This is a genomic window from Psychrobacter sp. Choline-02u-9 (assembly GCF_002836505.1).
GTDB lineage: Bacteria > Pseudomonadota > Gammaproteobacteria > Pseudomonadales > Moraxellaceae > Psychrobacter.
The window spans coordinates 1-17,387 of the sequence record NZ_PJBF01000055.1 but is presented as its reverse complement, the minus strand read 5'-3'; the positions used below and the strand labels follow the sequence as shown (position 1 = coordinate 17,387).

Here is a 17,387-nt window from a genome sequence, read left to right as displayed (position 1 = left end):
GCTACAAGGGTTTTTTATTGCGTGTCTATAATACACCCTGACCTTCCATACCTTAATGATAGAGGCATCGACTAACACCTCTTAGAATACCTTTAAAATATCTGAAATTATCAAGGCGTTGACTAACTCACCACCAAAACAAGCGACCATACAGACCCTATAGTTTTATATTAATGCATAGATAAAAAAATCACCCTAACTTTTCAAGTTAAGGTGATTTTTTATGGTGTTTGCAATATCGATAATAGCTAACTATCTAATCTCTAACTTAGAAAGAAGTACGGCGATAGTTACGATATTCAGGTAACCAAAAGTTCGCTTTTAATCGGCGTTGTAAATTCTCCGATGTGATAGGTAGTGCTAGCTTATCTTGAGCCGCTTGTAATGCCACTGCATACGCTATCTTTTCACTGATCTCTCTAATAACCTTGATCGGCGGTAAGATGGCACCAGGTGCTTTTTCGTATTCCATTGATATATCTGCAAGGGCTTGGCTTGCTGCCGTTAGCATATTATCGCTGATACCTGTCGCACGTGCTGCTAAAACACCTAGACCAATACCAGGGAAAATATAGCTGTTATTACACTGAGAAACCTCAAAAGACTGACCGTTATAAGTGGTATGAGGAAATGGACTACCCGTCGCAACAATGGCCTTACCTTTACTCCAATTCATGACTTCTTGCGGTGTTGCCTCCACACGAGACGTTGGATTTGAAAGTGGTAGTACAATTGGGTGCTCAGTATTAGCACATAGCGATTCGATCACTTCTTGGGTGAACAGACCTTTTTGTCCGCTAACACCAAATAATACGGTAATTTTTGCTTGTTTAACTACTTGCGCTAAGCCGAGTTTCTTACTTTTGTCCCAGCTTGCAATAGCTGATTCTTTTTGTACTAACGGTTCTTGGAATTTTTGCAGTTCTGTCATGCCATCTGTTAGCAGGCCATAACGGTCAACCATGAACACTTGACTACGAGCTTGCTCTTCAGTCAATCCTTCACGCTGCATTTGGCGAATAATATGCTCAGCAATACCGCAACCTGCAGATCCTGCGCCTAAAAATGCGATATTCTGTTGGCTAAGTTTTTGACCTTTGTTTAGACACGCTGCAATCAGAGTACCAACCGATACCGCAGCAGTCCCTTGAATATCATCATTAAAGCAGCATAGCTGATCACGATATTTATTCAATAATGGTGTCGCGTTTTCCTGAGCAAAATCTTCAAATTGCAATAACACTTCTGGCCAACGGCGCTTAACGGCTTGAATAAATAAATCCACAAATTCATTATATTCATCGCCAGAGATGCGCGGATTTCTCCAGCCCATATACATAGGATCATCAAGCAACTGTTGGTTATTGGTGCCGACATCCAGCAAAATAGGTAGACAGTAAGCTGGGCTAATACCACCACAAGCCGTATATAAAGACAACTTACCGATTGGAATACCCATACCACCAATACCCTGATCCCCTAGGCCCAAGATACGTTCACCGTCAGTAACAACGATCACTTTGACATTTTGTTTGGTGGCATTTTGTAGCATATCGTCGATTTTGTGACGCTCAGGATATGAGATAAACAAACCACGTTTACGACGATAAATTTGCGAGAATTTTTCACACGCCTGACCAACGGTTGGGGTATAAATGAGCGGCATGACTTCTTCGATATGCTGCTCAATTAGATGATGAAATAAGGTTTCATTGGTATCTTGGATGTTACGCAAGTAAATATGCTTATCCATCGCATCAGTGAATGAGCTTAGTTGATGATAAGCACGTAATGATTGCTCCTCAATCGTTTCAATATTATGAGGTAATAGCCCCGTTAAATTAAAACTACTACGTTCTTCTGATGAAAAAGCACTACCTTTATTCAATAAAGGTGTCTCTAAAAGAGCGGGTCCAGCAACAGGAATATATAAAGGACGCTTGTTTGACATAATGTAATCTTCTTATTAAAGGCATATGAGTGAAAGCCATACTAAGTGAAAGCTATGCTAGTGCTGCATTATACATAGCATCGACTGGTATTTAACAATAGATAACAAAATCATTTTGAATAAATATGCTTCTGAACTCGAGGCCACTGATACATTTACCGAGAAATAATAAAAAAGCACTACCCATTGGCAGTGCTTCTGAGGGTGTATCGAACAATTTATAATGGACAAACACTGAACTATTTAGCTACTTAGCTACTTAGCTACTGATAAATAATCAGCCCATGGCCAGTTTTAAATATCAGTTATAGAGTTCAGTTATAAACAACACGAGCAATTGCGTTTGGTTTTCGACATTTTACCAATACCCGGATTAAAGGTATTGGTTGGGTCTAGGCTTTTATAGAAATTTTGCAAATCAGGTTCTGCTTCGTATAGATGCCCTACATTATGCTCAGCAGGATATTTGGCTCCGCGTGCGCTCAGTAGCTCTAGCATCATTTTTTTAACAAGATGTGCATCACTACCCTTCTTCAAAATATAGTCTTGATGAAATACATAACAAAAAAAGTGTCCATAATAGAGTTTCTTTTCCAAATGCTGTTCAATTTCTTTAGGTAACGTTTCGAGCCATTCTAACTCGTTACGTGGTATAGCAATATCCAATGCCAATATATCGCCGACTTCTTTTTCATGTATGACTTCATATCTTAGTGCGGCACCTGCAGCGGCAAAGCGATGTAAAAAGGCGCTTTCTGATTCTTCTTGACTACATTCAAAATAGTTACCCGTATTTGAAGCGTCGAAAAAAACTTTCAGAAAATCCTGTGCTTCTGCTATGCCAGCATCACTCATTTTTAAGATAAGATGATGCTCATATTGGTCGCGGTACTCTAGCATTCGCTTCGGTAAATGCTTTGGGAACATATTGGCAACGAACTGCATAACTTTGTCAGTGAAATGCTTTGGCATCCATGACCATTTATGGAATTTTGCATCCATAGCACCTTTGATAGAAAACAATCTAGGTAAGGCATTGGTACCGAGATGCTTAATACTCAGGAACGTGTCCTTACCATACTTAGCAGATACATCAAATATATCACGATGCATATACTCACCCACTTCAGGGGTATTATCGAAGCTCGATAACATTTGCCTTCTGAGCTGTGCAAGCTCACTCACACTATTAGTGCCTATATAAAAGGTTTTCTCTTTTACAGCCGTTGGATAAGTGTCAAGACGTACTGCAAATACCGCCAGCTTGCCAGCACAGCCGCTTGCTTCATACAGTCTTCGCTTATCCGCATTAAAGCGGCTTGGTGTGCTTGCATCAACATCTTTTACTCTAGCGATGTACTCTTTGTCAGATGCGAGCTTGCCAGTGTCAGGTAGTTCTCTTTTATCGAAATTACCTGTTTGCAGATTAGTGAGTATTTCTTCTGGAGTGTCGCCTAACTCTACGTCTAGGTGATTAACCAGCACTAGCTGACCGTGCTTGTCTATTTGGGCAAACAAAGCAAGTTCGGTATAAGCAGGACCTCTTTTTACCAGTGCCCCACCTGAATTATTAGAAACACCGCCAATAATTGACGCACCTAACGTCGATGAACCGATGACCGAGTGAGGCGCTCTATTTACGGCTTTGAGCTGACTTTGCAACTGATGCAACGTGGCGCCAGGTAAGCTAATCACTTGCTCGTTATCATTCACCAAATACAACTGATTCATTGCAAGGGTGTTAATCACAACCACTGGTCTATCGTAGTCATTACCGCTCGGGGTTGAGCCTTCAGTCAGCCCTGTTTTTGCTGCTTGCATGATAATAATGCAGTCGCCTTCCACACATATTTCTAGACTACGCCAAATCTCCAGCAACGTTTGCGGAAACAAAACAGCCAAAGCGCTGCCGCCACCAGAGCGCCACCCCATTCTATAGTGTTCGTTTTTCTCTGGATCAGCCTGTACATTACTGGCTCCCAGTAAATGGGTTAGCTTGTCTAATACTTGCTCAGGACGGAGTATGTCTTGGTCTTGATGCGCTATATTCGATGAGAAAAGGTTTGATGAAGCTCTATTTAATGACGGCATATGACGCTCTTTATTTGGTGATTGTGTGTCACTCATAATGCTAAAGGCCCTTGAAAACCAAAGAGGTAAATGGCAGCCATGACGATAATCCCGCAGAACAACACATAATAGATGGTAGGTAAAATAGTACGTCTAAGTGTGGCGCCCTCCATACCGAGTAGGCCTACCGTTGCCGATGCAGCCACAACATTATGTACTGCAATCATATTACCAGCAGCGGCACCAACTGCTTGAGCCGCGATGATTAGAGAAGGTGAAATATGTAAGCTCATGGCGGCTTCGTATTGGAATTGACTGAACATCATGTTGGATACGGTATTAGAGCCCGCGATAAAGGCACCTAACGCACCAATGGTTGCACTGATTAAGGGGAAAACACTACCAAAAGTACCTGCAAATAATTCTGCACTCGCAACTGGCATACTCGCCACATCTGATAAGTTTACGCCTGAATTAATAAAAATTCTAACCATTGGAATCGTAAAAATAAGGACAAATCCGGCCCCTAGTACAGTTTTACCTGATTCTTTAAAGGCATTGTTTAGTGCATTGACAGGTTTGTTCGTTTGAAAGGCCGCAGCAACCAAGGCGCTGATTAATAACAAGCCGCCTGGTAAGTATAAAGGACTAAAACTGGCACTGATATCTGCCTCACTTAAAATCGAGGTTAGGTCTACTGTCGCGCTGTTCAGCAAAGACTGAAAGCCTGTTAATACTCTAGAACACACCAATAAAAGGGCAACCAATAAATAAGGGAACCATGCCATGACCGTGGACATCTTTTTATCACTCAACGCAGGAGTGATGTCTTCTTTGCTAACTATTAGCTTACCAAGCCATTCACTTGGCCAGCTTTTTTTCGGTTCAAAATCCCATGTGGTTTTTGGTACTAAAAATCCACGTTTTGCCGCATTAACAACGATAGTGATACTGACCAAACCGCCGACCAATGATGGAAACTCTGGCCCTAAAAAAATACCTGTTAGGGTATAAGGGACTGTGAATGCCAAACCCGCAAAAATAGCAAATGGCCAAATAGCGAAGCCTTCTCTCCAGCTTTTATTTTTACCAAAAAAACGCGTGAGCATCATCACCATAAAAAGTGGCATAAATGTACCAATGACACCGTGCATAATGGCGACTTGGCTGGTAATTAGTTGTAAAAAATCGCCCCACTCTAGTCCTTGTTGTGCCAATTGGGTGCTAATGGCTACTGTATCTAATCCCTTGTTTACTCCAATAACGATAGGCGTACCGACTGCCCCAAACGATACAGGCGTACTTTGTATCATCATTCCCATTAACACGGCACCTAGCGCTGGAAATCCTATCGCGACGAGTAAAGGCGCGGCAATAGCGGCCGCTGTACCAAAGCCAGCCGCTCCCTCAAGAAAGCAACCAAAGCACCAAGCAATAATAATGGCTTGCACCCGCCTATCTGGCGATACATTGGTAAACCCAGCACGGATAACGGCAATGGCACCCGTATGCTTCAACGTATTCAATAAGAAAATAGCCCCAAATACGATCCACAATACTGAAACCGTAATGACCATTCCCTGAATAATAGATGAAGACACGCGATTAAGCGTCATATCCCATACAAAGAGGGCAAGCGCGGCAGTAACCGCCAGAACGATTGGCATGGTTCTTTTGGCTGACCATTGCAACCCTATCAAAAAAATACCACAGAGAACGATTGGCAGTAATGCCAACAGTCCATATATTGTTTGACTCAAAATCATAATCCTTTTTTTATCGTGTAATCTTCCTTGAACCACTTCATCTAAGCATTTGCTTTTATAACTTCATGCTGTCGGTCAGACGAAGCCGAAAACAATCTCTGTCAGTGACATGATTAATAGAATGGTTAAATAAACAAATGCTCAAAATTCCCTAAAATATTCTACGCCTTGTCAATACATTGATATATTGCATCAAAGGACAATGTTATTTTCTTTTTTTGCTATAATCCAAAACGTATTACACCAATTGGGGAACAAGTATGGGCAAAGCTGACGATATGGTTTTATTCGTCCAAGTGGTTGATGAAGGGTCATTTTCTCGGGTCGCTGAAAAGCTGTCATTAACGAATTCAGTGGTAAGCAAACGTATTGTAAGATTAGAAGAGAGCTTAAATGCACAGCTACTGTATAGGACAACCAGAAAGTTAAGCTTAACCGATGCAGGAAGGACGCTTTATGACAAAGCTAAAATCGCTAAATTTGCCTTTCAGGAGGCTGAAAATGCCGTAACAGGCTATGGTGAGGACATGAAAGGCAACATACGTATAACCATGCCAGCGGTCTCTGCAAATCTAATATTGAGCGAATCCATTGCCGAATTCTGTAAACAACACCCAGAAATATCAGTAGATTTACAGATTACCAATCGATTGGTTGATTTGATAGAAGAAGGATTTGATCTGGCGATAAGGACAGCAGAGCTTGAAGACTCATCACTCATTGCAAGACGTCTTATAGATAGCCAGTGGGTCATATGTGCGACACCAGACTATTTAGAGCGACACGGTACACCTCAAACCCCTGAACAATTACGGAGTCATGAGTGTTTGGTCTATAAGTTTGATCATACGGCGAATGGTATATGGCCGCTATATATAGATGGTACAGAGCAATTACTTCCTGTACAGGGGCGGTTTCATAGCAATCATCTTAATGCGATTAAACAAGCGACTCTCAGCGACCTAGGTATCGCCTTTTTACCACAAGCACTTGTTTATGAAGAAATGCAGCAAAATATGCTCACCCAGATTTTGCAACGCTTTACAAGAAAGAAAATGGGTATGTATGCGGTTTACCCCAAGGCGCGGCAACCGGACCAAAAATTGAAACTGCTTGTAGCGCATCTGCGAGAATCATTACATCAAAAACAGGCTTACTACTGCTAAGTAATAAGCTTGTTTTTCATACAAATGAGCAAAGATGGATAAGAGTATTTGACGATAATAGTCATATATGTCGACTTCGCTTTAATCAAAGCAAAGAATGCCTGAGCACTATTAGCTATAAGTATAAAGTGCTCAGACATGAAGTTCAGTTGTACTAGATAATGTTATCAATATAGGCGTTTAATAGCTGCAACTTTATTGCTTAGTAGCTTTCATAAAGGCTGACCAATCTAAATAAAGTTTTATAATCCATTTACTGTGTAACGTACGATCAATTCATTGTCGAGTACGACATTGGTTGACCAAATGAATTCAGCATCTGCTTTTTCATTATCAAAAATATCTATGAAATTGGTATAAGCTGCTTTATTGTTTACCCCAATGGTTTGGTTACTATAGGTAGTAGCGTTCGGCCAACTAGAGTCATCAAAGTCTGCTTGTTGCCAGTTGGTAGGCAATTCCCAATGCAGGCCATAATCTGCCGAACTATTTGGCGTCATCCCAAACCAACTTTTAAAAGCACCAAAAAACTGACTATTAGAATGATAACCAAGTAAAAATGCCGTATCTGTAGCTGATAACCTTTGCTCTATTAAGTATTTATAAGCTAACTTTTTTCAAACTTCCAATAGCAACGCTTTAAAAGAAGTACCCTCTTCTCTTAGACGCCTTTGCAAGCTACTAACACTTTCCTAAGAAAGTAATCTAAAAGCATCGACTCTGAACTACCCTACTTATAGTATGGTGATATCTTCATGGACGTATAAGTTAACCGTTGAATCTATTGTGCTTTGATACTGGATGTAATCTGCTTGATCAGATACTTCTTGCTCGACAAACTCCGCGGTCAAAGATATCTTATCCTCGTCATCACCATTAATAAATAGCTCATTATTGCTTTCGGTCATGGTAATAACGTCATTGGTACCGATGTTAATTAATGACTGCGCATCGTTCCCAGTTAGGTCAATCATCTCTATGTTCTCAATCACGCCACTATCAAAGCCACCAAAATCGATAGTGGTATTAGCCACATTGATCAATAGAGTATCGATACCGTCACCGCCATCCATTAAAGAATTATCAAAAGAGAATACTAGCGTATCATTGCCAGCGCCGCCTATTAGTGTATTGACACCAGTACCGCCATCGAGGAAGTCATCACCAGCGCCGCCAGTGATGCTATCATCGCCTACACCAGAGTTTACAGTAGTACTACTATTGGTGGTGGTGATAGTGTCGTTCTGCTCCCCTGTTTCGATAGCGACAGACTCACTCAGGTTTAGATCCGCAGTTTTGATCTCTTCGCTAGAGAAGACTTGATCAGGGTCTGAGGTCTCGACAGTTTTGCCTGTATAAGTGATAGTGCCGTTATACGATTGATACAGAATCTGTATATCGTTAATACTACTGCTAGGCACGCCACTTAATACATAGCTACCCGCTACAAATTCAACAGATACCTCATCGCCATCGTTATCGGCATTACGTAAGCCGATGACCTCTCCTGTGTCGCCAATCCTAAATAGCATGGACTCGTCGAAGGGTTTGCCATCTTCAGGAGTAATCGTCAATGTTAATGTCTCACTGCCTCCTTCACCAGTATCATTGCCATCGGTGTCTTCCATCTTAGCATTGGTATTTAACTCGACCCATGTATAGGCCTTGCCAGCTGAGTTTTGCGGGGTTAACTCAACACCATCAGCTATTGGGTTAAATACTAGATCTACGGTCGTGGTGTCACCCTGTAGGCCGTCTGTACTTAATACTGAAATAACTGCGCTACTCGTACCACTATAATTCTCTGGTGCTTGGATAAATATCTCGGGCGTCGGATTTGTCTCGGTACTTGGCAAGCTCCACGACCCTGTCCCTGTTTTGTTGGCTATGACGATATCTCCACTATCATTGACATAGTATACGGTAAAGTTATCATTGATATTGTTGATTATGAAGGAAGCAGGCTGATCGTTATCACCTTCATCTTCATCAGTTTGTACGGTGTCATACACAATACTAACGACATTGACGTCAGTAGTGTCACCGATCTCGCCCTGATCTTCATCTACAGTTAAGTTTGACGCGGCCTCATTGACGACGAACAGCAAAGGATCTGCGCCTTTTTCCACAGTGACTTCAAAGTCTTTGCGTGATACTAGCGTGGTTATGTCATGATCTGGGATATCTGTCGTTTCCTTATGCACTACATACGCCTCAATCACAGTCGCGCCATCTTCGTTCCGTTCAGGAATGAAATTGAAGTTAGCAGACGTAGGATTGTTTGCGCCTACTGGCAACACAAAATACTCTCCTATAGGCAATCCTGCAGGATTAGAGACTGTAGCTAAAGGCACGCCGTTAGAGTCCTCAAGCGTACCATTAACGGAAGCATTGTCAGCGAACTGAAGATAGACATTACCACCAATAATTTCGACATTACCTACATCAGCAGTTTTGGTCAGATCTAAGGTTAATGTCCTAGTCTCATCTTCTGCTATCACGATATTATCGTCATTCTGTGCTGCTGTAGGATCTTCTTCATGGAAACCGAAGTAATCGGTAATGGGCAGCACAATCAATGTGCTGTCATTAGTGTCTGGATCACCTATTGGAAACGCTGGATCGTCTGCTGTCACAGTCTCAGAGTCACCATTACTGTCAGTCGCTGTAAATGAGATATCTAAAGCAACTGCCTCACTTTGGTTGTTTGTACTGTAATCACTGGTGGGAATAATACTAATATTAGACAGTAAATCAGCAATATCACTATCACTGGTGACATTACCACTGATCAACCATGTATTGCCTTGTTTGGATAACGAGACCCCGTTAGACGTTTGTAACACCACATCATCAGGCAAGTTAGCAATGGTGAATGATATCGGTGCAGACGTCTGGTTGTCATAAGCCACCTGATTAAGTGAGCCAATGATAAAGTTATCTAAAGATTGACCGGCTCCATCCTCAGTCAAGGTTATGGACTTCACGATGAGATCTGCTACCAACTCAGGAGGCTCTTCCACACCACCGTCCATACCCGTAATAAGCGTCAACTCAAAGGTTGCGTCAGCTGATTTCTCAACGTCAGGTGCATCTTGGTTATAGGCAGTTACGGTGATAGTCAAGCCATCTGCATTATCTACGTCATATCCTGCTTTTACACTGAACTTGATGTCCACACTCGCCGTAATAAATGTGTCTATGGTTTCATCATCAAAGTCGACATACCAGGTATCACCCGCTTTGACCGCGTCAACGAAGGTGCCATCACCATTAGCATCCACTTGTACCAAAATACCATCAGGCACACCGTCTACTTGCACTCGTGTAAACACCTCTGAACCATCTAGGTCTGGTGAGGTGAGAGTGACCGTTTTAATCACCTCATCATCAGCCACATCGGCGTTATCGATATCAATAGTCTCTGAAGTCTCAATCTCAGCAAGATTGACCAATGATGGCACATTAGTAGTAGGCAGGACATCTACAACAAATGTCGTCTCACGGGTTTGTGATGTTTGATAGACGATATCTGCCGTCTCATTATTCGTAGCTCTGACAGTATCAGTCACTGTATATTTAATGCCAAAGTCATAGACATCATTGCCTGATTGATAATTGACAAAACCAGACTCAGAACTGGCAGGCTCAGCTGGAATAGCAATGATACTAGCCTTAGGTAACGCACCCTCTGAATCGCGCTCGATGGTATAAAACCCAGCATCAGCAACTTCGAGGTTAGCACTTGTGATAACAACGCTATTGACACCGACACCGACAGTGAGCTGAACGCCTAGTGCCTCAAGGTCAGTGACGCTAATAGCCACACTCTTTAGCTCTTCAACACCTGATGTCCAATCATCTGGATTATCCGTACGTCTAAAGGCGCGCTCAAAGTCTAACGTGACAGAATCGTTTTCATTCTGCTCAGCAGTAGGATTAACCACATCATTATCAAGCGCATCCGGCTTAACAAAAATTTGCACAGGCTGGAGGTTTTGACTTGCCTCACTACCGCCTGTTTTCTCCGTACTGACGCCTTTGATATTAAAGTTAATTTCGCCTGCGAAGTTGTCTGCGGTTTTGAGTATTATCTCGCCATTATTAATCGCTTCATCAGTCACAACCCACTGCCTAGCAGTGCCTTCACCACCGATAAAGGTTACATCTGCTCCCTGCATCGCAAACCTGTCATCGAGACCAGTAATGACGTAGGTCACGATTTCAGATCCATCATCATCGTAAGATCGGATATCTTCTGGCGTCTTAAAAATAGACCTAAAGGCTATCTCACTGTTAGCGGCATCCAATGCGCTTTCTTCAAGGATAACCGCGTAGTTATCAGAGGTTTGCCCACCATAATCAAAGGTAACTTTATTCAATTCGTCATTGAGGATTTTATCCGCAATCGTGTCAATCTTGATAGGCAATGCCAATGACGCACTAGGCTCACTGGTGTCCGTGCCATCTACTGATACACCAGTGACTTGTAGCGTATAGTTATCATTACTATTCAGTGGCGGTATAAACGATGGTACTTTATCACTTTGATAATCAGTCAACGTGACCGACCATGTATCATCAGCATTATCTACTGTGGTAACATCATTGACTGCACCATAGTTTTGGTCAATCAAGACATAGCCACCATTTGCGCCATTATCAGCATCCCACACATAAAGGTAGGCACCATCCGGTATCGCATCAATAGTGACATTAAAGGTTTCAGAACCGTCTTTATCTTTGGACTGTGCCTTTATCTTAAGCGCAATGCCTCCCTCAGGGTTGTCAATAGTGTCATCTGGTGTATAGCTGTCTTCATCGGTTGGATTGCCATTAGATCTACCTGCATCTTCCTCTCCTTTAGCAGGTTGCACGCTAAGCAGTACATCATCAGCAACAGGCGTCACAGTTAGGTAAAGAAAAGACTCGCCAGATACGACTTTATCTGTTGCGGTATCATCATCTTCATCATAGTCGATGGTGACCGCTTGCTCTTGAATACGTAGTTCGCCTGAATAATTATTAGGCGGAATAAATGCCAAGCTGCTAAGCCCTGCTACAGGTATGTCTATGCCATTTTTACCTGCTGTGACAGTCTGCGTCTCACCGGCACTGTCATAACGGAATTGAGCCCCGGAAGCGTTGACCCAGTCACCGTCCTCAGCTCTAATCTGGACGATCAGACGGGCAAAGGTCTCTTCTGACTTGGTATAAATGTTGTTGTCGTTGGTATCATCTTCATTTGACCAACCATCAAGTAAATCAAAGTTGGTATCACTCGGATCAGTCGATAGATCGTACCAAACAGGGGCTGTACTGCTAATACCGTCTGCATCTCCGTCTTCAAATACTAGTGCGCTATAGGTATGGTCTGGGTTGAGAGTGACATCATTGCTATTGTCACCATCGCTATCGATATCAGCCCTCTCAGCCACTGGAGTGACCTTAATAGTGACATCAAAGGTTTCATTTTCAGTAATAGGGTTAGCACTATCGACTGAACCATCAGTAGTCTCTACAAAATAGGTTAAGCTGATATCAGTACTACTATGCGCTGGCGGCTTAATGGTAAAACCTGCGACGTCACTTGGATTATTCCCAAAGATATAGTAAATATCGCCATCTATCGTCTCAGTTGCAAGCGTAGTCAAGTCAACTATTTGATTGTTTTCATTCAATACCGTCCCGCCACTAGCATCTAGTGAAGATTGCGAGATACCTATTTTAGAGAATTCTTCTTTGGAGAATTCTCCACTACCATTTTGATCAGTAATGGTAAAAACTGAATCGCCAACAGCATTTGTTGTAAATAATGCAATCGCTGTATCCTCAGCCCCCGCCTGTGGATTCACAGCTGTCACATCGATGGTAGGATTGACCGTTATATTCAATTGCACAGAGGCGGTCTGAATGGCAGGGGCGATACCTACAGAATCAGCATCGGTGTCTTGCGTATTTAGCGTAAGTGTTGCATTAATCACACCCGCAAAATCTTTCGGAGGCGTAAACGTAAAGCTTGGGTCCAAATCACTAGCCGTCACTCGCGCTTTTGGAAGAGTGACTGTGCCATCAGCTATGGTATAGCTGTTACCATTAATCGTCACCACCTGACCATTTAGCGCATCAACGAACCCTTCAATAGAATACCAATACTCCTCTGAGCCATCGTCATCTATAAATGTTTCATTCAATATAGACTGCAAATCTAGACTGCTGTCTTCGTCGATAACCGCATTGATCGTATCGTTTTTATCAATGCCATTGTTGGGGTCGTCTGATAGAGTGATAGAAGTTGTACCAGGCGGGAGCGGTGTATCAGGCTCTACTAAATCAATAATCGATGCATCTGTCACCGCTTGCACATCGATGAGTATATCTACTGACGTGGTTTCTCCTATCAAGCTACCATCAGGATCAGCACTACTGGAGTCATTAGGCTCTAGCGGATAAGGGATGCCATTTTCATCAACTTCATACTCAGTGACACTCATGGTTACTGTAAAGTTAGTGGCATTTTGATCTGGGTTAGAGACGATTAATGATTCAAAATCAGCACTTGTCATATTCTCAACATCAGCCGTAAACTCATTGTTAATGTGAGTACCATCGGTGAGTTTAAACGTGATCGTACCATCTTCTCCAATTCTATCACTGATGTCCTGAACGCCATTGACATCAGTGTAAAATAGCTGAACACCATCAGGAAATCCGCTTAATGTAATCGCCCCAAAACGTTCGCTACGATCAACAGATCCACCGTTTGTATTGTCATCATTCTCGCTCTTAGTGCCATTAATATAATCATCACCATAAACTGGATCATCATAGATACTTAAATCCGTACTGGCCTCACCGCCATTATCACCAATGATTGGTGCTATAAAGCCAAGCTGAGTCGATGAATCTTCTTTAACATCGTTTGTATAAACACCATCAACGATATCAACTTCAGCCGCGTCAATAACGATAATAGGCGCATCAGCAACAGGGTCTACTTCGATATTTATTCTACTAGTTAGAGTTTGCCCCCCATCTTGCAGACGAATGTTAAACATCACACTATAATTAGGATCAAACGAATCAGGTGTCTGCTCATAACCTGTAGGCGCTTCCGCCGTGCCTACATTTCTATCATTTGGCGTCGCGATAGAGGAGTAGTTCTCTTCTGGATTAAACTCGATTTGCCCATTACCGATATTCTTCAAACTACCAACGATGGCTGGGTTATCCTGATCATCGGTAGCAATGGCATTACCGTTTACATCAATATAAATAGATTGGCCACTTTGCAAAACTCTCGATGACGATAAATCATAATTCAATATGGTAACCACACCGCCATCGAAATTTTCAGCAGCATTGATTAATAAGGCATCTTTACCATTTGGAGCGATGTTTTCATCCCCAGTGATGTCCCCAAAATCCCCTTCATTGATAGTGAAATCAAGATCTTTATTAAACAGTCTATTTTCCACTTCGACATCGAATTGATCTTCAGTTATCGAGCCATCTTCATCGACAACCGCGTAATCGAGATCAAATATAATATTGTCTAATCTGCCGTCATTATCGGCATCGATATTGTCGTGCCTGATCGTATCATAGAGGGTGGCGGTATAGGTCAGGGCATCTGCACTGGTATAAGGCAAGCCCTCAGGATTGATTTCCACTTTAAATATGACGTTGTTGTTAGGGTTATCGACCGTATCCGCAATCAGCTCGCCGCGCTGGGTAGTCGATACATATAGGGTGCTATAATCTATTACGCCATCGACCTCAGCATAGCGATAATAAAGCGGTAGCCCACTGCTCTGGAAACGACCGTTTATTAGATCGCCATCACCCATGGTAAAGTAAATATCAGAAATATTATCCTCATTGCCAGTGACCGTAAATGCGGATTCGACTTTGACCACATAAGTGCTAGCAGTACCCGAATTAGGGAACAAATCACTCTCTTTTAAGACAACGCTTTCATCGCTTTCGATAACCGGTGCGGTGTCTGTCACGCTTATGGGCTGCTTAGCAGCATCTGACACATCACCATCAGCATCGATTAGTGTGTAACTGAATGAGCCGTCGTCTTGTAGGTTAGGCGCAGGGTCACGATTATCAATCGCTTTATTAGCGGCAAACGTCCAGCTGCCATCTTCATTAACCGTTAAAATACCTGTCGGCGTTTCGAGACTCACCCCAAACTCGGTAGAATCTTCAACCGTATTTCCGTCTTTATCTGAATAAGTAAAGTTATTGATTTTTAAGTCCGCATCTGCACCTTTATCGTTATCAATCACATTACCCGTAAGTAACGTACTATCATCACCATCAACGTACGAGCCTTCAACCACACTTACAGGTGTATCATCTTTAGCCAGTACCTTATCATCTTCGATATTGACATTAAATTTTTGCACCGTAGCACTGTCTGTGTCTTGAATTTCATATTTGACAGGTAAGGTAATTGTAACTCCATCAGTGTGATCTAACTGACCTTGTAGCTCAAATACAAATGCTTGCGTATCTCCAGTGCTATCTGTGGGATTGGTCAAAGTAATGGTAAACACACTATTGCCTGTGGCACTACTAGCAACCACCGTATGACCATCATTACTTACCTCATAAGTCAACGGCTCACCATTGGACGCAAGCGCTAAGGCTTCTAGCCCTGCTGTGGTAACACCAGTGAATACCACATCGCTGATGTCATCTGCAGCCTTAGTGATACCAAGGTTACGCATCGCTCGTAGCGCATCAGGCGTCGTATCGGTGCCGCCAGCTAGATCGTCTTCATTCAGCGTAACTTCAGGAATAAGTGCCGTGGGCTGCGTGTCATCCACTGTGATATTAAAATCAGCGGTACTGGTATCACCATCGGCGTCTGTAATCGTATAAGAGATACTATCGATAATGCCATTTAGATTATCCGATGTATCATCCGATGTGTATGTCCACGTGCCATTTGCGTTAATAGTTAATGAACCATATTGAGTATCGACTGCAGAGCCTATTGCTCCTGTTTGACTAATGCCATTTTCATCTAAATATGTGAATGACGTAATGGTTGTATTTGGCGTACCCAAATCATCGTTGGTTAGTAAGTTTAGGGAAGTGGTATTCGACGATATGGTTTTACCGCCTTCAGTAACCTGAGCAATATCATCGACTGCTTGCGGCGTCGCATCCACACTGATAACCGTCGTCGTTGTATTACTATCAGCATTATTTATATCAGTGACTGTCACTTCAATGATACGGTCTATTTCACTAGGCGTAGCAGAGGTATTGGCAAAAGTGATGGCATCAATAGCAGACTGGTAGTCAGCTAAGCTTGCACTCCCGCTCAACTCAATGCGGCTATTTCCTAACAATGTGGCTGAAATACCTGCTGGTAGATCACCTTCATCAATAGCAATTAAGTCGCCTGTTTGTGAGTTTGTTAATACAATAAATGCACTACCAATCGTATCGTTATTATCAATATCGGCAATGGTACTACTGTCACTGATAGCAACAGGGACATCACCCTCTTGGTAAGCTGTTGTATAATTGACAGTGGTATTACTATTACCAGAGACATCCAAGGTTGGCGCGTCGTTGGTACCAGTTACAGTGATGGTTAAGGTTTGAGTATCATCACCTACTCTATAAGTAAATACTTGTTCAACTACCTCCCCTCTGGCAAGGGCTTGTACGGTAGAGCTGTTATTATTTAGAACATAGGTGTACGAGCCGTCATTATTTAGCGTCAGCGCGCCATAATCATTTGCATCGCTAGGCTGACTCTGCAAGCTGACGGATGTTTCGGTACCGATTTCGTCATTAGCTAATACATTGCCTGTCGCGGTTAAAACGCCATCTTCTTGTACGGTATTGACATCAGGTTTTAGATCAACGTCGTCGACAACCTCTCCTGTGACACTGTTTTCGGTATCAATTTTGACAGACTCCAAGCCACTATTGGTACCATCAACAGAGCTTATTGCTAGCTGATAATTCTCGACACCTTCTTTTAATTGATCATTTAATACTGTATTGGTCAGAATGATTTGATTACCAGTGCTGGCATTAAATGTGACCGTAGTCAGCTTGCTACTCGCATCAAAATCGACCGCAGTGGTCTCATCGTTGAGATAAGATAAATTAACCACTACGCTGCCGCCTACTGGTATTTCAACAGGCTGACCGTCAGCATCCACAAGTGATAAGGTATGGGTCAGTACAGCATCGTCTGCTTCTATTTGGCTGTCATCACCGGTTAGTTTGACATAGACAGTATCATTGCTATCAAGTCCACCCTCATTCGCGCTGTCGCCTGCATTGTTGCTGTCGATGGTGGTGGTGACGGTGTTCGTGGTTTCGTTACTAAAGTCAACCGCTTCAAATTCGTTGGCGCCAACACTGGTGATGGTGAGGCTGTAGTTTTCGCCATCA

Annotated in this window: 6 protein-coding genes and 1 pseudogene; 1 reads left to right on the top strand and 6 read right to left on the bottom strand. The window is 42.6% G+C overall.

What is annotated here, in order from left to right; translation table 11 throughout:
- Positions 1 to 268 precede the first annotated feature (268 nt).
- The 3 genes from CXF69_RS08845 to CXF69_RS08835 form a co-directional block, all read right to left on the bottom strand.
- Positions 269 to 1,951 (bottom strand): NAD-dependent malic enzyme, encoded by a 1,683-nt coding sequence (locus CXF69_RS08845; protein WP_101205849.1) that lies wholly within the window; start codon positions 1,949 to 1,951, stop codon positions 269 to 271.
- Between the two features lie 318 nt (positions 1,952 to 2,269).
- Entirely contained in the window at positions 2,270 to 4,078 is a 1,809-nt protein-coding gene (gene dld / locus CXF69_RS08840; protein WP_228706766.1) for a D-lactate dehydrogenase, read from the bottom strand.
- A complete protein-coding gene (locus tag CXF69_RS08835) occupies positions 4,075 to 5,781 on the bottom strand; it encodes an L-lactate permease (protein ID WP_102078246.1) in 1,707 nt (568 codons plus the stop codon). The genes dld and CXF69_RS08835 overlap by 4 nt, the downstream gene beginning before the upstream one ends.
- 266 nt (positions 5,782 to 6,047) lie before the next feature.
- On the opposite strand from CXF69_RS08835, the gene CXF69_RS08830 reads away from it, so the two are divergent.
- Positions 6,048 to 6,953 (top strand): LysR family transcriptional regulator, encoded by a 906-nt coding sequence (locus CXF69_RS08830; RefSeq protein WP_102078243.1) that lies wholly within the window; start codon positions 6,048 to 6,050, stop codon positions 6,951 to 6,953.
- A 242-nt stretch (positions 6,954 to 7,195) separates the two neighbouring features.
- On the opposite strand, the gene CXF69_RS08825 is transcribed toward CXF69_RS08830, so the two are convergent.
- The 3 genes and pseudogenes from CXF69_RS08825 to CXF69_RS08820 form a co-directional block, all read right to left on the bottom strand.
- The gene (locus CXF69_RS08825) at positions 7,196 to 7,453 is read right to left on the bottom strand and encodes a hypothetical protein (RefSeq protein WP_180952624.1); all 258 of its coding nucleotides are present in this window, start codon (positions 7,451 to 7,453) and stop codon (positions 7,196 to 7,198) included.
- Positions 7,454 to 7,549: pseudogene (locus tag CXF69_RS14650) on the bottom strand (hypothetical protein); the annotation flags it as partial.
- Positions 7,550 to 7,687: 138 nt separating this feature from the next.
- A partial coding sequence (locus CXF69_RS08820) for a VCBS domain-containing protein (RefSeq protein ID WP_180952623.1) occupies positions 7,688 to 17,387 on the bottom strand: 9,700 nt, incomplete at its 5' end.

Excerpts from the sequence above, each read along its gene's own strand:
- CXF69_RS08845 (WP_101205849.1), bottom strand. The coding sequence starts at position 1,951 with ATGTCAAACAAGCGTCCTTTATATATTCCTGTTGCTGGACCCGCTCTT.
- dld (WP_228706766.1), bottom strand. The coding sequence starts at position 4,078 with ATGAGTGACACACAATCACCAAATAAAGAGCGTCATATGCCGTCATTA.
- CXF69_RS08830 (WP_102078243.1), top strand. The coding sequence starts at position 6,048 with ATGGGCAAAGCTGACGATATGGTTTTATTCGTCCAAGTGGTTGATGAA.
- CXF69_RS08825 (WP_180952624.1), bottom strand. The coding sequence starts at position 7,453 with ATGACGCCAAATAGTTCGGCAGATTATGGCCTGCATTGGGAATTGCCT.